Raw genomic sequence first — 19,702 nt, 5'->3', positions numbered from 1 at the left:
GAAAATGCAAAAAATCATCCCCTTATCGACAGCGCATGTAAGGATGCGCCTGCCACAATGACTGAACCAACCGGGAACTGCCCTACTCGAACCTTACAATGACGCCATCCTGACGGAGCCTACGAATGCGATATCCCTTCAATCAGCGTACCTTCCTGCTGGCCGGCCTGCTGACTGGTGCCGTGCTTTCCACGACCCCCGCCCTCGCCGCCGAAGAGAAGGCCATCTTCGCTGGCGGCTGCTACTGGTGTGTCGAGGAAGCCTTCGACAAGATCGATGGTGTCGAGGCCACCATATCCGGCTTTGCAGCAGGTAACACGGAAAACCCGACCTATGAACAGGTGGGCGCCGGTGGAACCGGGCACGCCGAAGCCGTCGAGATTACCTACGACAGCGACAAAGTGAGCTACCAGGATCTGCTCTACGTCTTCTGGCGCAATATCGATCCCTTCGTCGCCAACCGCCAATTCTGCGATGTGGGAGATTCCTATCGCTCTGCCCTGCTGCCCTTGAACGACGAGCAGCGTGAACTGGCCGAGGCCAGCAAGGCGGACATCGCCGAGCGCTTCGACCAGCCGATCGAGACCACCATCGAAGATCCTGGCACCTTCTATGCCACCAAGGATGAACACCAGGACTACTACCAGAAGAACAAGGTGCGCTACACCTTCTACAAGAACTCCTGCGGCCGCCCTGACCGGCTAAAGGAAATCTGGGGAGACGAAGCCATGCCCCACGAGGCGCCAGAGCAGTCCGCAGCGTCCTAGGGCGCGGCGCTGACAGCAACGTCATGCCACACCGATCGACCCTGGTGCGAGCCAAGGTCGATCGGTCTCTGCAACGCATCTGCAACCTATCGGCAACCGCGTCGCAGTAGCGGACTCATACGTGTTCGAGTCGACGCTCGACGACGCACTGGTGTTGTGCACGCTGCAGCCGCTTTCCTAGCCGCCAGGACAGCCAGCCCGTGGTCGCCAGCACCAGCCAGCTGGCCGCCACCACCCCAGGCCAGCCCCGCCACAGCCAGAACGGCTCGAGCCACAGCGGCCCGAGACTCGCCCCTAGGTAGTAGAACACCAGATAGAGCGCCGATGCGCCGCCTCGTCCTTCGCGGGCCTGGCGACCGACCCAGCCCGAGGCGGTGGCGTGGCACAGAAAGAAGCCGAAGGCGCTGAGGGTCAAGGCGGCAATGATGACGGCGAGCATCGGTATCAGGGACAGACCCAGCGCCAGCATCATGATGACAACGCCCAACCCCATGGTGGCGGGCGCTCCCGCTCTGGCGACGACCCTGGCAGATAGCGTCGAGCCCAGAGTGCCGCCCAGGTAGGTCAGAAACAGCAGGCCCAGCCAGCGGGGCCCGAGAGCAAAGGGTGCCTCGGCCAGACGAAAGGTCATGTAGCTGTACTGGTTGATGAACACCAGGAAGTTGAGACCACCGATCAGATAGGCCGACAGCAGCCATGGGTTGGCCAGGTGGCCACGCATCTGGCGGCAGGCGTGCCCCACTCGAAAGGGTTGAGGCGCAAAGGCACGGGCCGCCGGCAGCAGCCACCAGAACACCGCCACGCCCACCAGGGTCAAACCGCCAATCGCCACGAAACTCGCCTGGACGCCATACCATTCACCGATGACGCCTCCCAGCACGCGACCACCGATACCGCCCAGGGTATTGGCCGCGATATAGAGCCCCACGGCTCGACTCATCGCCTCCGGCGAGAACTCGTCGCCCATCCAGGCGATCGCCACCGCCGGCAGCCCTCCCAGGGCGACCCCCTGCAGCACGCGAGCGACCAGCAGCCAGTCGAGCCCAGGCGCAAATGCCGCCAACAGTGTCGCGACAGCTGCCACCGACAGGCTCGCACGCATGATACCGCCCCGCCCGATGGCGTCGGACAAGGGCCCATAGACCAGCAACGAGAGCGCCAGGGTCAGGGTGGCAAGCGACATCACCAGGCCCACCTTCAGGGTCGAAGCCTCATGGGTATCGCGCAGCAGCGGCAGCAATGGCTGGGGGGCGTAGAGGTTGATGAATACCAGCATCGAGCCCAGACACAGAGCGAGGGTCGCCCTGCGCCAGGCAGGGGTATTGGCGTGAATCATGGCGGTCTCCGGTTGGCCTCGCCCATCTTCCATGCTTCACTACCATCACACCAACAGAAGAACATGATGCTATCCATCACATTCCCTTATGTCGCTACCCTTTGACCTGCGCTCGCTGTCGCTGTTTGTCGCGGTGGTGGACCACGGCGGCTTCAGCGCCGCCGCCCGCGCCCGTCACATCGCCCAGTCCGCCGTCAGCCAGACCATCGCAGGCCTGGAGCGACGCCTCGACACTCGTCTGTTCGAACGCCATGATCGGCGTGTTCGACTGACACCAGAAGGTGAGGTGCTACTGGAACATGCCCGACGGCTACTCGCCGACGCCAGTGCCACCGAACTGGCGCTGAAGGAACTCAACGGCCTGGTAAAGGGCGAAGTGCGCATCGGCATCCCCTCGATGCTGGGCTCCTACTATCTGCCGCCGCTGCTGATGGGCTTTGCCGCACGCCACCCTGGCATCCGCATGACGGTGATCGAGGCGGGCGCCCGCCGACTGCAGGCAATGATCAAGGCCCGCGAGCTAGACCTGGGAATCGTGGTCGAGGATGGCAGTACCTGCGAACTGGAAACCGAGGCCCTGCTACGTGCCGAGATGGTGGTCTGCACGCCCCGGGACCATCCCTTCACGGCACGCCACAGCGTGACTCCGGAAGCCTTTCTGAGCGAGCCGCTGGTGCTGTTTCAGGACGGCTATTTTCACCGCGAGTTTGTCGACGCCATGGCCCGACGGCTGGATATCCAGCCCCGCCTGACGTTCCAGTCGAATCTGATCCCGCTGACCAAGGCCATCGTCCGCCAGGGCTTTGGCATCACCACCTTTCTGCGCCGGGTGATCGAGGAAGATGACCTGTCGGCGGTGCCCTTTGACCCCGCCGCCTGGCTGACCCTGTCGCTGGCCTGGCAGCCCCAGGGCTACCTGTCACGCGCCGAGCGCGCCTTTATCGACTACGCCCTGTCGCAACGCGACTCGTTGTAGCCCTGGAGGCGCCGAAGGCTCGCCAAGGACTGGCCGAAGCCTCGCCAACCAAGCCCAAGGCTACCCAACGCAAACGGGGCGAGCCCAGTGAAAGGCTCGCCCCGTTCTGGTGGCGACGTCGATGGCGCCGAGGACGCTTCAGCCGCCCATGCCCGCCGGGCTGTAGGCGAACTGGCGCATGCTCAACCGGGTGGGTTCCAGCGGTCGACGCGCCTGCCAGTAGTAGCGGCGCCAGTAGCTGTTGTCCAGCTTGGAGATCATCACACCGCGCGACGATGAGGCGTGCAGAAAGCGACCCTGGCCGACGTAGATGCCGACGTGGCGGTTGCCCGGAGGACGAAAGAACACCAGGTCGCCGGGAGACAGCTGATCACGTGTGATCGGTTCGCCGGTATGGACCTGACTGCCGGTGGTGCGCGGCAGCTGCACCTGGAAGGCGTCGCTGAAGATGTTCTGCACCAGCGCCGAGCAGTCGATGCCGCTCATGCCGGTGCCGCCAAAACGATAGGGCGTACCCGCCCAGCGATCGTGCTCCGCCATCAGCGCCTCGCGGATGGCAGCGGCGGGATCTTCAAGGAAGCTTCCCCCTGCCGCTGGGTCCTCCAGCGGGGACATGCGCGAGGCGGCGCGTTCGGCCAGGCTCGGCATATCGCGGGAAAAGTAGTCGTTATCGGCAGTATTCTGGTAGTTCGATGCCGCACAGCCTGACAGCAGGCCAAGCAACACCATCGCCGCTGTCACGCGGCTTGTCTGGGCGACGCTCATGCGACACACACCTCATTCCCTGAACCGGCCTGGCTGACGGCCTGCCGGCGCCCAAGAGCCGCTGTGGAAGTGACGCATTCGTGTCACTACCATAACGCCCCTCAGCTGCAAGTTTGACAATTCGGCCTCCTTCTTGATGGGAGGCCTGACGAAAGATCAACACGATACTAGCCAAAATTATCCGATCTGACGATAGATCAGGACAATTTTTTGGCGTTTTTTTCTGCTGTTTCGCGACGATCAGTGCAGGGTTCGTCCATCTCCCGGCAAGGTATCGATGTGAAGCGGTGCCCAATGGCGGGGACGCGCACCCGGGAAATCCAGGCTAGCCCAGGTGCCGGCGAGGGGCGGAGCGCCCGACAGCCAGGCCACCAGCGCCTGGCGGAAGCTGGCCAGAAACGCTTCGCGCTCAGGGGTTTCCCCCATGAAGAACGAAAATCCTGCATAGAGACCCCGGGCATACTCCTGCCAACCGGCGTAGTGCTCCGACGCCAACTGGTGCGCACGCTCCAGCAGTGCCAGGAAGTCCTGCTGAGCCAGCCAGCCCAGCTGGCGCCCGGCGATCGCCAGGTCGACCGCCTGGGCCAGGTCCCAGGCACACATGTCGACGTCATTGCACTGGTCGGCGTTGTCACGTACCCGCAGCAGGCGCTCCAGATGATTGCGCTCTTCCTCGTTGCACTCACCGGACTCCAGGGTCGCAATCTCGGAATTCAGGCGCGCGCTGTTGAGGGTGTAGGGCGCGTAGTTGATCTGATATTCCTGGCGATCACCGGCGTCCAGCAGAAAGCGCACGAAATCGATCAGCTCGGTGGCGGAGTGCAGGCCGTAGTGTCCATCGATCCACTCCAGGATCGAAGCCCCTTCCCGGTCGCTTTCCGGCTGCGGCAGGCTCCAGGCGGCGGTGTTCAAGGGTCCCACCAGCGACAGCGCGGTAAAGTGCATCAGGCTCGGACGCTCGCCAGGCTCGCGCCAATCGCCGCTGCGCCACTCGAGCCAGTGGAACAGGCTACCCGGATCGTCCAGGTGCCAGCGAATCTCGTAGGTCAAGGAAGGCTGATCCGGTTCCGGCAACAGCGCATCCCAGGTCGCCCAGGCCTCGAGCAGGCGCTTGGGGGTGCTGTAGAACCGACACAGCACATCGCGCAGGGACGCCGCCATATCGGTCAGGCTGTCCTCGTCGAACTGCTCACTGTCCATGCTCATCAGCAAGTAGAAGGCATACTTCTCGGCCATATGGATGGTCGCCGAATGGCGGGTCGCCCTGGCCAGGCCATCACGACCTGCCAGATCCGCCTGGGGCGCATCACCAAAGGGGGTTCTGGCCGATGGCAGCGCTCGATGCGCCGCGTCAGCCGCCAGCTGATTGAGATGATGGGCCTGGGCCGGCAGCCAGTAGCGCACCAGTGAGCGGGCGCCCTCGTCGGGGTGCAGATCGAGGGTCTCCGCCAGGTACTTGCGCGCCTCGTCACGACGCGCCTGGGGCAGCGGCGGAGTCGGCCCCTGACGTGCCGCCAGCTCGGGTTCACGCACCGAGGCCAGCGCCAGCACCCAGTGGCGAGGCGAGGCGCGCCACTGCCTGGCCGCCTGGCGTGATGCCTCGACCTGCTCCTGGTCGAGCAACTCCTGCAACGAGCCATGCCAAGGGCTCACCGGCGATCCCATCAGCAACTGCCAGTCGGCTGCCAGGGTCGGCAGTCGGTCCTGACCTTCGAACAGACCACGGCCGCGCTGATAGGAGCGCGCCAGGGCGCTCCAGTCACTGTAGCGACGCTGGACCAGATCGCCTGCGTGATGCGCCAGCAGCGACGCTTCCTGGGGTGTCAGCCAGCCGATGCAGCTACCGGCCCAGGCCAGATCCACCGCCCTCAGCCAGTCCCAGGCGGCCCACTCCAGCGGCTCCCCCTGATCCACGTAGCGGCACAGCAGGCGGCCGTATGGGCGCTCCTGGGGCGCCAGCCCCTCACACCAGGCCTGGCGTTCGCCGGCACTGACCGCCATCAATCGCGCGGCGTCGATATCCCAGCCCTGGCGATCCCCCTGACTGGTCAGCCACAGCAAGGCGCGCTTGAGATCCTCGGCGCCGTGAATCTGCCAGACTTCCCCCAGCCAGGCCTCGACCCCGTCCCAGTCATCGATGCTGGCCGGCGTCATCAGTACCGGCGAGAAGGCCGCCCGCAATCGCCAGACGCGATCTTCCGGGCTGTCGGGCCAGAGGGCGGCGGCAGGCTCGCGACTCAGCGCAGTGCCGAGCAACGGCCAGGTGATGCCGGCACCCTCGCCTTCCAGCTTCGACAGTGCCCGGCAGGTATCGAGCAAGCCCTCATCGCCGCGAAGCCAGCCTTCGCCGCTGCGGGAGGCGCAGAGTGCCTCCAGCCATTCATCCAGGCTTGCGTGACGATGGTGGATGTCGCTGCACAGGCGTGCTGCCCAGCCACGACTCACCTCGGCCGACATCCATCCCGACGCCCCTGCCAGGGCCACCAGCTCAAGCGCTCCCAACAGGTGGGAGGCAGGCAGCGTGTTCGACGCATTGAGCTCGAGCAGGCGCCACCCCAGTTCGCCCCGGTCGGGGATCTCGAGGGCGGCCAATCGCTCACGTGCCGCCTCTTCAGGCAGCATCAAGGGGTCAGGCATAAAGGCCCAGTCGCACAGCACCAGTTGCTGAGCCCACCAGGCATTGAGCGGATCAACCAAGTCTCACCTCGCAGAAACACGGAGTCAGGCCAGCCCGGTCCGGCCTGACACAAGGCGCCAAGGACCATCGCTTCGGGCAGCTAGAAGTCGGCGACACAGTGTACCGGAAACTGTTCGCCACGCCGATGGCGATTGTTGCCGATAGATCTTCCAGACCTGGGCCTCGAGGGCCCGGCAAGCCTCATCGATGCATTCTTCGAACGGGCGTAAAAAATTCCGATCACAGCCCTTGGCGAGATGTTTCAAATAATGCACACTCGTCAATCATGGCATAACACCCCTCTTCTCTGACCCTTTCCGGAGCTCCCGCATGTCCCACGTTCAGGACCTGATCATCGACAAGGCGTACATCGGCGGCCAGTGGCGTGACGCCGATCGCCACTTCAGCGTCACCAATCCCGCCACCGGCGAGACCCTGGCCGAGGTGCCGGACTTGAACGCCGAGGAAGTCCGCGAAGCCATCGGTGCCGCCGATGCGGCCTGGGCCGGCTGGAAGCGCAAGACCGCCAAGGAACGCTCGGCCCTGCTGCGCGCCTGGTTCAACAGCATCATGGACCACCAGGAAGCCCTGGCCGAACTGATGACCCGTGAACAGGGCAAGCCGCTGGCCGAGTCCCGTGGCGAGGTCGCCTACGGCGCTGCCTTCGTCGAGTTCTACGCCGAGGAAGCCAAGCGTGTGGCTGGCGAGACCCTGCCGGGCCACGGACCCGACAAGCGTATCCTGGTATTCCGCGAGCCGGTCGGTGTGGTCGCCGCCATCACCCCCTGGAACTTCCCGCTGGCGATGATCACCCGCAAGTGCGCTCCGGCCATGGCCGCCGGCTGCACCGTGGTGGTCAAACCGGCCGAGGCCACCCCGCTGACCGCCCTGGCACTGGCCAAGCTCGCTGAAGACGTGGGCATCCCCGCCGGCGTGCTCAACGTGGTGACCTCGAGCTCCCCGCGCGAAGTCGGCCCGGTACTGACCGGCGATGCCCGAGTGCGCAAGGTGTCCTTCACCGGCTCCACACCGGTGGGCAAGATCCTGCTGGCCCAGTGCGCCGACACCGTGAAGAAGGCCTCCATGGAGCTTGGCGGCAACGCGCCCTTTATCGTCTTCGATGACGCCGACCTGGACGCCGCCGTCGAGGGAGCCATCGCCTCCAAGTACCGCAACTCCGGCCAGACCTGCGTATGCACCAACCGCTTCCTGGTTCAGGACGGCGTCTACGATGCCTTTGTCGAGAAGCTGGCCAAGCGCGTGGGCGAGCTGAAGGTCGGCAACGGCCTCGAGGACGGTGTGGTTCAGGGTCCCCTGATCAACTCGGCAGCGGTGGACAAGGTGCAGTCGCATATCGCTGACGCACTCGACAACGGTGCCCGCCTGGTCGCCGGCGGTGAGGCCCTGGAGGGCACCTTCTTCCAGCCCACGGTGCTGGCCGACGTGACCACCGACATGCGTGTCGCCCGGGAAGAGACCTTCGGGCCGCTGGCCCCGGTGTTCCGCTTCTCCAGCGACGACGAAGCCATCGCCATGGCCAACGACACCGAATTCGGTCTGGCCGCCTACTTCTATGCCACCGACTATCGCCGTATCTGGCGCACCATGGAACAACTCGAGTACGGCATGGTCGCCATCAATGAGGGCATCCTCTCTACCGAGCTCGCCCCCTTCGGCGGCGTCAAGGAATCGGGTCTCGGTCGCGAAGGTTCACGCCATGGCCTCGATGAGTACACAGAGCTGAAGTACGCCTGTGTCGGCGGCCTCTAAGGGCCAGCCCTGTCTCCCCGGGGCACGCCCTGCGTGTCCCGGACCTAGCGTCTACCCTATACATTCAGTGCCCTCAAAGGAGTCACGACATGAATAACGCTCAGCTGAACGAACTCAAGGACAAGTACGTCGCCAAGGGCGCGGCCAGCCCCGCCACCGCCTTCGCCGACCGCGCCAAGAACGCCGAACTGTGGGATGCCGATGGCAACCGCTTCATCGACTTCGCCGGCGGTATCGGCGTGCTCAACATCGGTCACTGCCACCCCAAGGTGGTGCAGGCGGTCAAGGACCAGCTCGACAAGGTGATGCACACCTGCCAGACCGTGATGCCCTACGAGGGCTACGTGAAGGTCGCCGAAAAGCTCGCAGAGATCACCCCGGTGCGCGGTGAGGCCAAGGTGATGCTGGCCAACTCCGGCGCCGAGGCGCTGGAAAACGCGGTCAAGATCGCCCGCGCCGCCACCGGCCGCAACAACGTCATCTGCTTCGACGGCGGCTACCACGGCCGTACCTTCATGACCATGGCGATGAACGGCAAGGTTGCCCCCTACGCCAGCGACTTCGGCACCATGCCGGGCTGCGTGTTCCGCGCCGGCTACCCGGTGGCCGAACACGGCATCAGCGAGGAAGAGGCGGTGCGTCGCCTCAAGATGGTGCTGAAGACCGACGCCAACCCCAAGGACACCGCCGCCATCGTGCTCGAGCCGGTACTGGGTGAAGGCGGCTTCTACCCCGCTCCGCAGAGCTTCCTCGAGAAGATCCGCGAGATCTGTGACGAACACGGCATCCTGATGATCGTCGACGAGGTCCAGAGCGGCTTCGGTCGTACCGGCAAGATGTTCGCCATCGAGCACAGCGGCGTGAAGCCGGACCTGATGACCATGGCCAAGAGCATGGCCGCAGGCATGCCGATCTCCGCCGTGGTCGGTACCGCCGAGCACATGGACGCCTCTGGCGGCAACTCGCTGGGCGGCACCTACTCCGGCAGCCCGGTGTCCTGCGCCGCGACCCTGGCGGTGATGGAGGTGTTCGAGGAAGAGGACATCCTGGCCAAGAGCCAGGCGCTGGGCGACAAGCTGGCCAAGCGTTTTGCCCAGTGGGCGAGCGACTTCGACGCCGTGGTCCACCCGCGCAACCTGGGTTCCATGGCTGCCTTTGAACTCAACGGCAAGGACGGTCAGCCGGCTCCGGATCTCGCCGCAGCCCTGTGCAAGCGCGCCCGGGAGCAGGGCCTGATCCTGCTGTCCTGCGGCATGTTCGGCAACACCATCCGCTTCTTGATGCCGGTCACCATCGAGGACAAGGTACTCGAGGAAGGCCTGGACATCGTCGAGCAGAACCTCAAGGCCCTGGTCGGCAGCGAAGCCACCGCCACCGCCTGATCGTGAAGCCTTGACGGCCTGAGCCGTCAGCCGATGACGCCACCGGCCCCGCCGGTGGCGTCGTCGTTTGTGGGGGTTGGCAACACTATGCCGAATCAAGCTAGGGTAAGGGTCCATCCATGGACGCGAGGGACCCGACCATGCAAGAGGACGAACTGGGCATTCTGGGCGTTGCCGCGCTGACGGAGCACTATCGCAGTGGCGACGCCTCCCCCCTGGAAGCCACCCGGGCGGCGCTTGCGCGCATCGAGCGCTTCAACGAAGCCGTCAATGCCTACACCTACGTCGACGCCGAGGGTGCCGAAAAGGCGGCCAAGGCGTCGGCACGTCGCTGGGGCCAGGGCAAGCCGCTGAGTCCGATCGACGGTGTTCCGGTCTCGCTCAAGGATCTGACCAACGTGGCCGGCATGCCGACGTCCAACGGCTCGCTGCTGGGTTCAAGCGAGCCCTGCGATGCCGACGCGCCACCGGCGAAACGCCTGAGAGAGGCCGGCGCCATCCTGCTGGGCAAGACCAACACCCCGGAAGACGGCTGGAAGGCGGTCACCGACAATCGGGTGTTCGGCGCCACCTGCAACCCCTGGGATACCCGCCTGACCGCGGGAGGCTCGTCCGGCGGTGCTGCCGCCGCAGCGGCCCTCAACATGGGGGTGTTGCACCAGGGCGGCGACTCCGGCGGCTCGATCCGCATTCCTGCCGCCTTCTGCGGGGTGTTCGGCTTCAAGCCGACCTTCGGCTGGACGCCCCAGTGGCCGCCGGCGGAAGAACCGACGCTGTCCCATATCGGGCCCATCGCCCGCAGCGTCGACGACGCCGTGGCGATGCTCAATGTCATTGGCCGCTACGACTATGTCGATCCCTACGCCACCCGGGGCCAGCCGGAGGACTGGGGCCAGGATATCGGCAAGGGGCTCGAGGGACTGCGCATCGCCTTTTCCACCGATCTGGGCTTCGCCGAGGTGGACCCTCAGGTCGCCACACGGGTCAGAGAAGCGGCGGATCGCATGCGGGATCTGGGCGCGGAGATCTGCGAGGTGGATCCAGAGCTGCCCTCGCCGCTATGGATCTTTCAGCGGCTGTGGTTCACCGCCTCGCTGGAGATGGTCTCGCAGCTCAGCGACAGCGAACGCGCCAAGCTGGACCCCGGCCTCTACGAGAACGCCCTGCGTGCAGAAGAGTGGAAGGCCGTGGAGCTGTTTCGCGCCCAGGCGGCCCGAGCCGAGCTGACCATGCGTCTTGAGCAGTTCAACCAGGACTACCACCTGCTGATGACGCCCTCGGTGCCGATCAGCCCCTTCGAGATCAACCACCAGGTGCCGCCGGGTAGCCAGATGCGCGACTGGGAGGAGTGGGCGCCGTTCTCCTACCCCTTCAACCTGAGCCAGCAGCCGGCCGCCTCGGTACCCTGCGGTTTCACCGACCGTGGCCTGCCGGTGGGTTTCCAGCTGGCCGGCGGCAAGTTCGACGACGCCCGGGTACTGCGCGCCTGCCACGCCTTTCTCGAGGCACATCCGCCGCGCTTCCCGACCCTGCCGGACCCGGCCCAGCGCGCCGGCTGAGCGGTGCATCAGGCCCCTGGCAGGGGCCAGCTACGACAAGGGCCCGGTGCAGTGCACCGGGCCCCTTGCGATGACGGCGAGTCGCCGCCATTCGGTCGCTGATCAGAGCGCGCTAACCTCGTAGCTTGCCCACACCCCACAGCAGCACCACGGCACCCACCACCGCTGTGACCAGTGAACCAATAAAGCCGCCGCTGGACAGCCCCACCAGGCTGAACAGCAGGCCGCCAATCAGGGCACCCACCACGCCGACGCCGATGTTGCCGAGCAGGCCGAAGCCGCCGCCACGCATGATGTTGCCCGCGATCCAGCCCGCCAGACCACCGATGATCAACCACGCGATAAAGCTCATTGCGTTCTCCTTTCGTCACTGAATGGAAACTTGCGAATCATTCACCCTCGCTCCTTCGACCAAATCCCTTGACCAGGGCGCGAGGTGCCGCGTCGATCGCCCGGGGACGATCTTCACCGTTCACAGCTATACCATTACATCAATGCATACGAAAGTAGGGATATGTCACGTAATGTGAGACGCGACAGCACGAATACCGTCCGGTGACGCTGGGTCAGCGCCGATGACAGGCCCTTCGTCGCGTCTAGAATCGGTTGCCGGGCTGGGCAAGAAAGGCCAGTTCCTCGGCGGTGGACGCTCGTCCCAGCGCCTCATTGCGCTGAGGATAGCGACCAAAACGCACCAGCACCTCGCGGTGGCGATGCTCGTGGTGCAGGTTGTGCTCGAGTCCCGGTTGGTCGAACAGGCGCAGCGCCTCGTCGTGCACACGCAACGACTCGCTGTGCATATAGGGCATGTACAGGAAGGCTCGCCAGGGAGGATCGAGCACCCGATCTGCGCGCTGGGACACCGCCTCCTGGGCCAGTACCAGGGCCTGACCGTCACAGGCGAAGGCTCGCGGCTCGCCGCGGTAGATGTTGCGAGAAAACTGATCGAGCACCAGGATTTCCGCCAGCCGCCCGCGGGCCGAGGTACGCCACTGCCAGGTCTCGCCGGCGGCCGCCGCCGCCAGGGTCGCACCGAAGTCATCGCGGATACGGCCATCCAGCGCATCATCCTTGGCAAACCACTGTTTTGGTGTCAGCGTCTGAAACCAGAACTCGATCACTTCGTCGGCTCGCACCACCCTGTCGGTCATGGCAGACTCCCCTTCGCTCGCTTGTGACCCAGGCGGCCGCGCCCTTTCGCTCGCGGATTCCGCCACGTCGCCCCTCTGCCACAGGATGCCCAGGGACAGCCCATGACCTCGTTTGAACTGCTTCGATCGCTCGCCGTGGTGTTTCATCTCACGGGCTTGCTGGTCTGCCTGCTCGGCCTTCACCTGGCACGCCACCCGCAGCGCCGATGGCCCGGTCGTGCACTGGCCCTGTGCGGCTTTATCATCGCGGCAACGCCGACACTGCTGCAACTGTTCGGCATCATCGAGCCTGTGCCGATTTCAGCAGCTCCACCAAACTGACCCGCTGCGACAAAAGACGTATGGCTCGCCACGGAGAGCCGATTAGACTTGCGATCACGTAGTTGGAATACGCAACCGTCGGTTAACTTAATCCTTTAAGTTCGACGTCTTTCTGGAAAAAGACGAAGACTTTCGGAATTTCCACCGACTTGACGTCAATGCGACACTGCGCGAACCCGCGCTGCTTCAGCGCCAAAAGATGCACTGCAGCGGGCAGGATGACGCAAGCGCTGCAAAGATACTTCCTGGGTGTCGGCGCCACTGGCCTGCCAGCTGGCGCTCGGCACGGACATCGACCCAAGTGCGGTAATCGCCATGCCCCCTTTGGGAGGTGGCTCACGACCACGCCGCACCGGACAACGACCGCAAGGATGACACCATGCCCCTACTCACCTTCGCGTCCTTCCTGTTCTTTACAGGACTGGTCGCCTTCATCACCTGGCGCATCACCCGCCGTGACGACCATTCAAGCACCAGCGGCTTCTTCCTGGCGGGCCGCAGCCTGACCTTCCCGCTGATCGCCGGCTCGCTGTTGATGACCAACCTGTCCACCGAGCAGATGGTCGGCCTCAACGGCTCCGCCTTCACCGATGGCCTCAGCGTGATGGCCTGGGAGGTGGTGGCGGTCATGGCGCTGGTGGCGCTGGCGCTGTTCTTCCTGCCGCGCTTTCTGAAAAGCGGCATCGCCACCCTGCCCCAGTTGCTCGAGATTCGCTTCGACAAGGGCACCCAGCTGATCACCAACGTGATCTTCCTGATCGCCTACGCGGTGGTACTGCTGCCGATCATCCTCTACTCCGGCGCCATCGGCCTGCAGGGCATGCTCGACCTGTCCGGGCTCACCGGCATCGAATCCAGCACCACCCTGCTGTGGCTGACGGTGTGGATCGTCGGCATCATCGGCTCCATCTATGCCCTGTTCGGGGGCCTGCGCACCGTTGCCGTGTCGGATACCCTCAATGGCGTCGGCCTGCTGATCGGTGGCTTTGTGATCGTCTACTTCGGCCTTCAGGCGGTCAGCGACAGCGGCGGTGTGCTCGCCGGCTGGGAGATCCTCAAGGAATCCAACCCCGACAAGATGAACTCCATCGGTGGCAGCGAGCAGAGCGTCCCCTTCTTCACCCTGTTCACCGGCGTCTTCCTGATCAACGTCTTCTACTGGACCACCAACCAGCAGATCATCCAGCGGACCTTCGCCGCCAAGAACCTGGCCGAGGGCCAGAAGGGCGTGCTGCTGACCGGCTTCTTCAAGCTGCTGGGGCCCCTGTACCTGGTCCTGCCGGGCATCATCGCCTACCACCTGTACGCCGATCAGGGCGTCAAGGCTGACGCGGCCTACGGCCACCTGGTGTTCAACGTGCTGCCGGCGCCGCTCACCGGCTTCTTCGCCGCGGTGATGGTCGGCGCCATCCTGTCTTCCTTCAACTCGGCGCTGAACTCCACCACCACCCTGTTCAGTCTGGGCCTCTACAAGGCGGTACTGAAGAAGGACGCCACCGAGGCCCAAGTGGTCAAGTCGAGCCAGGTGTTCGGCTGGATCATGGCCATCTCCGCGATGATCATCGCGCCGCTGCTGGCCGGTCAGGAAAGCCTGTTCGGCTACCTGCAGAAGATGAACGCCATCTACTTCATCCCCATCCTGGCGGTGGTGGTGGTCGGCCTGCTGACCCGTCGTGTGCCCCCCATGGCGGCCAAGATCGCCCTGGTGGGTGGCTGTCTGGCCATCTTCTGTGGCTACTTCATCCCGCCCTTCAACAAGCTGCCGGTGATCATGCACGAGTTCCACTTCGTCGCCCTGGTGTTCGTGCTGCTGGTGGCATTGATGCTGGTGATCGGCAAGCTGCGCCCGCGCGCCGAGGCCTGGAAGCAGGAGGACGTGGGCGCCGTCGACCTGACGCCCTGGAAGGGCGCCGTGCCGGCGGGCATCGTGCTGGTCATCCTGGTCATCGCCATCTACCTGGCCTTTGCCGGCTGATGCTCCCGATCTCCGACGGACCAGAACCTGACCGTCACCACGGTCTGCTCTGACCGCGACGCCCCGCCCTGTCAAGGCGGGGCGTCGTCGTTGTGGACACCATATGTCCATATCGGTGGGGTAATGGTCCTTGCCGACATTCCTGACCTCCCCCAGACTCCAGAGATTCGCTGTCGCGCCGTTGTCAGGTGCGTCCCCCCTTCTCTGGAGCCCCCATCGTGACCACGACTCGAAACGTCGCCCTGCTGGCCTACCCCGACTGTCAGATGCTCGACGTCAGCGGCCCCTGGCAGGTCTTCGCCAGCGCCAACGACGTGCTGGGCAAGACTGCCTACCGGCTACGTCTGATCGGCCGAAGTGCGAGCGAACTGGTCACCAACGGCGGTCTGCGACTGCTGCCGGATCTTGACTGGGAAGGGTGGGAGAGCGAACTCGACGAGGCCCCCGATGCTGGCGGCAACGGCCGCGACCTGACCACCCTGCTCATCGCCGGGGGCCACGGCGTCTTCGTCCAGTGCCAGCAACAGCGCTGGCGCGAACGACTGACGCGGGTGGCGCCGCACCTCGGGCGCCTGGGCGCCGTCTGCACCGGCGCCTTCCTGCTTGCCGATGCGGGCCTGCTTAACGGACGCAGCGCCACCACCCACTGGCGCCACTGTCGACGGCTTGCCGACGACTTTCCGCAGGTAAGAGTCCAGGCCGATGCGCTCTACGTCCATGACGGCGGGCGCTACACCAGCGCCGGGGTCACCGCCGGCATCGACCTGGCGCTGTCGCTGGTCGAGAGTGATCTGGGCGCAGAAGCCGCCGCAGCGGTGGCCCGCGAACTGGTGATGTTCCTCCATCGCCCCGGCGGCCAGTCCCAGTTCAGCGAACTGCTGTCTCGCCAGCATCGTTGCGGCCCCCGTCTGCGCCCGTTGATCGATCGGCTGCACGCCGACCCCGGCGGCTCCTTCGATCTGGAGAACATGGCCGACAGCCTGAAGATCACCCCACGCCACCTGACCCGGCTGTTTCGCCACCACCTGGACACCAGTCCCGGCGAGTACCTCACCGGACTGCGCCTGGAGGCGGCTCGGCGCGAACTGGTGCGTGGCGAAACCTCGCTGGAACGCCTCGCTTCACGTTGGCACCTGGGCACCAGCGAACAACTGAGACGCCAGTTCCATCGCCACTATGGCGTTTCGCCATCGGTCTACCGTGCGCGCTTCGGCGCCGATTCAGCGAACCATCGCTGAGCTACCGCCTCAGTCTTTTTTATCCACGACCTTCATTACCGGAGACTCCGCCATGCCCCCTGTGACTTCATCCCGCCTCCCCGGCGGTGTGCTTCTGCTGTCGCTGTGTCAGGCGCTGCTGGTGAGCGGCAACATTCTGTTGATCGCCGTCTCACCGCTGATCGGCCAGAGCCTGGCGCCCTCGCCCTGGCTGTCCACCCTGCCGGTGGCGACTCAGTGGCTGGGGTTGATGCTCGCCACCCTGCCGGCCTCCTTGATCATGGGCCGATTGGGGCGCAAGCGAGGCTTCGTGATCGGCAACCTGATCGGCTTCGCCGGCACGGTAGCCGCCTACCTGGCGCTGCTGGCCAATCACTTCGCCGCCTTCGCCGTGGCGACCATGGCAATTGGCGTGGGCATCGGCTTCGGTCAGCTCTATCGCTTCGCGGCGATCGAGCTGGCCCCGAGCGGCGCCAGGGACAGGGCCATCGGTCTGGTCATGGGCGGTGGTGTGCTGGCCGCCTTCTTCGGCCCCTGGCTTGCGCGTATCAGTCAGGATGCTGTCACGACGCCCTTTCTCGGAAGCTTCATCGGCCTGGGAGCGCTCTACCTCATCGCCCTGGCCCTGTTGCTGGTGGTACCTTTGCCCCCGCTGGACCCGAGCACCCGTCATGGCAAGAGACGTCCGCTCGGGGAGCTGCTGGCACAGCCCAAGCTTTGGCTTGCGGTACTCGCCGCCATGATCGGCTACGGCGTGATGAACCTGGCCATGACGGCTACCCCCCTGGCCATGGCCTCCGATGGCCACGCCTTTCACCACGTCTCGATGACGATTCAGTGGCATGTGCTGGCGATGTTCGCGCCCTCGTTCTTCACCGGCCAACTGACCCAGCGGTTCGGCACGACACGCATGATCGCGCTGGGTTGTGTGCTGCTTTGCGCCAGTGCCCTCAGCGCCCTGGCACCCTCCAGCCTGGCGGGCTTCAATGTCACTTTGATCCTGCTGGGACTGGGCTGGAACTTTACCTTTCTGCCGGCCACTGGCCTTCTGACCGAGTGTCACCTGCCCGCAGAAAAGGCCCGTGTTCAGGCCGCCAACGAGTTCCTGGTGTTTTCTACTGCGGCGATCACCGCCCTGGCGGCCGGCCCGCTGATCCAGTGGCTGGGCTGGCAGACGCTCAATCTGTGGCTGTTGCCGATGGCTGCCCTGCCGCTGATACTGATCGCGGCGCAGCGTCTTGCCTTTGACGCCGGTCGCCCCCAGATTAAGGAATAACTTTCACCGACGGAGTGGCAATGCCAACGGACCTGACCCGTGATCTGATGGACCTGATCGAGCGCGGCCGAGACCGCCAGCTGCGTCTGGCGGTGACCGGGCTATCTCGGGCCGGCAAGACGGCATTCTTGACCTCCCTGGTGGACCAGTTGCGTCACGCCGGGCTCGAGGCGCGGCTCGACCTGCTCTCGGCCAGCCGCGAGGGGCGCCTGCTGGGCGCCCAGCGCGTTTCCCAGCAGGATCTCGCGGTCCCCAGGTTTCCCTTCGACCGAGCCCGCGCCAGCCTCGAGAGCACGCCTCCCGAGTGGCCCCAGCCCACCCGTGGCATCAGCGAGTTGCGCCTGAAGATTCGCTATCGCCCCGGTCGCCAGCAGTGGTTGCGACCCGATACCGCCGAGTTGACCCTGGACCTGTTCGACTATCCTGGCGAGTGGCTGCTCGACCTGCCGCTGCTGGACCACGACTTCCTGAGCTGGAGCCTCGCCCAATGGGACGCGGCGGGGCCAGCAAGGCGCGCCATGCTGGCCGACTGGGAAAGCGCGGTGCGTGAACTTCGGCTCGACGACGAGGCCGACGAGGCCCGCCTGGCGGAGATCAGCGAGCGCTACGCAGAAGGCCTGCGCGCCGCCAGGGAGGCCGGCTTCTCCGACCTTCAGCCCGGCCGCTTTCTGCTGCCGGGGGAGCTGTCCGGCGCCCCGGTGCTGCAGTTCTTCCCCCTGCCGGGGCTGGAGCAGGCATCGCCTGAGGACCTCGAACGGCTGCCCGAGACCAGCGTCTACCGTACCCTGGCCCGACGTTTCAGCTACTACCAGCAACATATCGTCAAGCCGTTCTACCGCGAGCACTTCCGGCGCTTCGATCGCCAGATCGTGCTGGTGGACGTGCTGGGGGCACTGAACGCCGGGCCGGAACGCTTCGAGGATCTGTCCAAGGCGCTCCATCGTCTGATGCAGAGCTTCAACTACGGCCAGCGCAGCCTGTTCTCGCGGCTGTTCACGCCGCGTATCGACCGCCTCGCCATCGCCGCCACCAAGGCCGACCACGTGACCCCGGAACAGCATGCCCGTCTGGTCGGGCTGCTCGAGGCACTGCTGGCCGAGCCGCTGAAGAACCTCAAGTACGCCAATATTCCGGTCAAGGCCATGTCGCTGGCGGCCATTCGCGCCACCGAGGCCCGCGAGGTCACCCACCAGGGCAGGAAATCCCCCGCGCTCAAGGGCGTCACCCTGGAAGGCGAGCCCTTGCTGGCCTTCCCCGGCGAGGTGCCCAGCCGCCTGCCTGACCCGGCCTTCTGGGATCGCCAGGGGTTCGATTTCACCGCCTTCCGCCCTCAGCCCTCGACCACCGGTGCGCTGCCCCATATTCGCATGGACCTGGCGCTGGACTGGCTGATTGGAGACAAGCTCGCATGACTCGAGATAGCCGTGACGACCCGCGCCCTGCGGTACGCTTCGCCGATGACGACGATGCGCCCTCCACTGCCGGCGTCGACAACACCACCTTCAGTGACCCGCGTCCGGGCCTGCGCTTCGACGATCACCTGGATAGCCGAGCGCTGACCCCGGCCGAGGCGCCGGAAACCGATGCCAAGGTCGACCTCGAGGGTTCTCTGGGACGCCCACGCAAGCGCCGCTGGGGCCTGATCGCAGTGCTGGGAGCGGCGGTGGGACTGGGCGGCGCCGAACTGGTGACCGGGGTCCCCGCTACCCTGGCAGGCGGTGACCTGATCGCCACCGGCTGGCAACTGCTGGGACTTGCCACCATCGGCCTTGGCGGGCTCGCCCTGAGCCGGGAGCTGTTTCGCCTCAGGCGCCTCAAGCGCCACGATCAGTTGCGTGAATCCCTGGCCGAATTGCCGTCGCGCTCCCCCAGGGACGCACTGTCGATGGTCAGACGGCTCAAGCATCAGCTGGCCCTCGGCGACGACGATCCCCATTGGCTGGCCTTCGAGGCCGCCCGTGAAGACCACCACGACGGCCGTGACCTGCAGGCGCTGGTGGCCCACCATCTGCTCGCCCCCCGTGACCGAGAGGCGCGCCGGCTGATCTCGCGCATGAGCGGAGAGACCGCCGTGATGGTGGCGGTCAGCCCGCTGACCCTGGTCGACATGGCACTGGTGGCCTGGCGCCACCTGGCGATGATCGATCGCCTGTGCCGACTCTACGGATTGGAGCTGGGCTACGCCGCCCGGGTACGCCTGCTGCGCAGCGTGCTCTATCAGATGGCCTTCGCCGGCGCCACCGAGCTTGCCGCCGACGCCAGCATGCAGATGCTGTCGCTGGACCTGGCCGGGCGGCTGTCCACCCGCGCCGCCCAGGGCCTCGGCGTGGGGCTGCTGGGGGCACGTCTGGGGCTGCGCACCCAGCGTCTGGTGCGCCCGCTGGCCTTCGACCCTGACGAGCGCCCCCGAGTGGCGGACCTGCGCCGCGATCTGTGGCGCCAGCTCAGGCGCATGGAGGCACCGAAGAAGGACGCCTGACGGCCCAGGACGGTGTGGAGCGCCGGCCGTGACATGGATCGGCCGGCGCCG

The 19,702-nt window shown here is 65.5% G+C and carries 16 protein-coding genes; 11 read left to right on the top strand and 5 right to left on the bottom strand.

All coding sequences use genetic code 11. From position 1 onward, the window contains the following. The first annotated feature begins 125 nt into the window (after nucleotides 1-125). Nucleotides 126-767 carry a peptide-methionine (S)-S-oxide reductase MsrA gene (msrA, locus tag C9F12_RS12320; protein ID WP_045992924.1) on the top strand — a complete coding sequence of 214 codons (642 nt, stop codon included), beginning with the start codon at nucleotides 126-128 and terminating at the stop codon, nucleotides 765-767. Nucleotides 768-882: 115 nt separating this feature from the next. Here the strand turns inward: msrA and C9F12_RS12315 are convergent, their stop codons facing one another. Then, nucleotides 883-2,103 carry an MFS transporter gene (locus C9F12_RS12315; RefSeq protein ID WP_045992994.1) on the bottom strand — a complete coding sequence of 407 codons (1,221 nt, stop codon included), beginning with the start codon at nucleotides 2,101-2,103 and terminating at the stop codon, nucleotides 883-885. An 88-nt stretch (nucleotides 2,104-2,191) separates the two neighbouring features. Here C9F12_RS12315 and C9F12_RS12310 point away from each other — a divergent pair, with 88 nt between their 5' ends. Further along, entirely contained in the window at nucleotides 2,192-3,079 is an 888-nt protein-coding gene (locus C9F12_RS12310; protein WP_045992925.1) for a LysR substrate-binding domain-containing protein, read from the top strand. A gap of 138 nt (nucleotides 3,080-3,217) precedes the next feature. Here C9F12_RS12310 and C9F12_RS12305 read toward each other — a convergent pair whose 3' ends face one another. Further along, nucleotides 3,218-3,844 carry an NlpC/P60 family protein gene (locus C9F12_RS12305; RefSeq protein ID WP_231498679.1) on the bottom strand — a complete coding sequence of 209 codons (627 nt, stop codon included), beginning with the start codon at nucleotides 3,842-3,844 and terminating at the stop codon, nucleotides 3,218-3,220. Between the two features lie 240 nt (nucleotides 3,845-4,084). Beyond that, the gene (locus C9F12_RS12300) at nucleotides 4,085-6,541 is read right to left on the bottom strand and encodes a DUF1266 domain-containing protein (RefSeq protein WP_108449065.1); all 2,457 of its coding nucleotides are present in this window, start codon (nucleotides 6,539-6,541) and stop codon (nucleotides 4,085-4,087) included. Nucleotides 6,542-6,851: 310 nt separating this feature from the next. On the opposite strand from C9F12_RS12300, the gene C9F12_RS12295 reads away from it, so the two are divergent. The 3 genes from C9F12_RS12295 to C9F12_RS12285 all read left to right on the top strand — a co-directional run bounded on the left by C9F12_RS12295 (nucleotide 6,852) and on the right by C9F12_RS12285 (nucleotide 11,232). Further along, on the top strand, nucleotides 6,852-8,291 hold the full coding sequence (locus C9F12_RS12295) for an NAD-dependent succinate-semialdehyde dehydrogenase (protein WP_045992927.1): 1,440 nt from the start codon (nucleotides 6,852-6,854) through the stop codon (nucleotides 8,289-8,291). Nucleotides 8,292-8,380: 89 nt separating this feature from the next. Beyond that, entirely contained in the window at nucleotides 8,381-9,673 is a 1,293-nt protein-coding gene (gene gabT, locus C9F12_RS12290) for a 4-aminobutyrate--2-oxoglutarate transaminase (RefSeq protein ID WP_108449064.1), read from the top strand. 140 nt (nucleotides 9,674-9,813) lie between these two features. Further along, nucleotides 9,814-11,232 carry an amidase gene (locus C9F12_RS12285; RefSeq protein WP_108449063.1) on the top strand — a complete coding sequence of 473 codons (1,419 nt, stop codon included), beginning with the start codon at nucleotides 9,814-9,816 and terminating at the stop codon, nucleotides 11,230-11,232. Between the two features lie 112 nt (nucleotides 11,233-11,344). Here the strand turns inward: C9F12_RS12285 and C9F12_RS12280 are convergent, their stop codons facing one another. Both C9F12_RS12280 and C9F12_RS12275 read right to left on the bottom strand, forming a co-directional pair. After that, nucleotides 11,345-11,584 carry a GlsB/YeaQ/YmgE family stress response membrane protein gene (locus C9F12_RS12280; RefSeq protein ID WP_045992930.1) on the bottom strand — a complete coding sequence of 80 codons (240 nt, stop codon included), beginning with the start codon at nucleotides 11,582-11,584 and terminating at the stop codon, nucleotides 11,345-11,347. A gap of 244 nt (nucleotides 11,585-11,828) precedes the next feature. Then, complete coding sequence (locus C9F12_RS12275; protein ID WP_108449062.1) at nucleotides 11,829-12,383, bottom strand: DUF924 family protein; 555 nt, start codon at nucleotides 12,381-12,383, stop codon at nucleotides 11,829-11,831. Nucleotides 12,384-12,485: 102 nt separating this feature from the next. Between C9F12_RS12275 and C9F12_RS12270 the strand changes: the two genes are divergently transcribed. The 6 genes from C9F12_RS12270 (at nucleotide 12,486) to C9F12_RS12245 (ending at nucleotide 19,651) form a co-directional block, all read left to right on the top strand. Beyond that, complete coding sequence (locus tag C9F12_RS12270; RefSeq protein ID WP_045992932.1) at nucleotides 12,486-12,704, top strand: hypothetical protein; 219 nt, start codon at nucleotides 12,486-12,488, stop codon at nucleotides 12,702-12,704. Nucleotides 12,705-13,083: 379 nt separating this feature from the next. Beyond that, nucleotides 13,084-14,679, top strand: a complete 1,596-nt coding sequence (locus C9F12_RS12265; RefSeq protein WP_045992933.1) for a solute:sodium symporter family transporter — start codon at nucleotides 13,084-13,086, stop codon at nucleotides 14,677-14,679. Nucleotides 14,680-14,897: 218 nt separating this feature from the next. After that, nucleotides 14,898-15,917 carry a helix-turn-helix domain-containing protein gene (locus C9F12_RS12260; protein WP_240184245.1) on the top strand — a complete coding sequence of 340 codons (1,020 nt, stop codon included), beginning with the start codon at nucleotides 14,898-14,900 and terminating at the stop codon, nucleotides 15,915-15,917. A gap of 52 nt (nucleotides 15,918-15,969) precedes the next feature. Next, a complete protein-coding gene (locus tag C9F12_RS12255; protein WP_108449061.1) occupies nucleotides 15,970-17,172 on the top strand; it encodes an MFS transporter in 1,203 nt (400 codons plus the stop codon). Nucleotides 17,173-17,192: 20 nt separating this feature from the next. Beyond that, nucleotides 17,193-18,584: a YcjX family protein gene (locus C9F12_RS12250; RefSeq protein WP_108449060.1), complete on the top strand. Its 1,392-nt coding sequence runs from the start codon at nucleotides 17,193-17,195 to the stop codon at nucleotides 18,582-18,584. Next, nucleotides 18,581-19,651 carry a TIGR01620 family protein gene (locus C9F12_RS12245; RefSeq protein WP_108449059.1) on the top strand — a complete coding sequence of 357 codons (1,071 nt, stop codon included), beginning with the start codon at nucleotides 18,581-18,583 and terminating at the stop codon, nucleotides 19,649-19,651. Before C9F12_RS12250 ends, C9F12_RS12245 begins: the two co-directional genes overlap by 4 nt. The last annotated feature ends 51 nt before the right edge of the window (nucleotides 19,652-19,702 follow it).

It is taken from the genome of Halomonas sp. BN3-1, assembly GCF_003056325.1.
Classification (GTDB): Bacteria; Pseudomonadota; Gammaproteobacteria; order Pseudomonadales; family Halomonadaceae; genus Halomonas; species Halomonas litopenaei.
The sequence above is the reverse complement of the archived record's forward strand: the minus strand, read 5'-3'. Positions and strand labels throughout refer to the sequence as shown.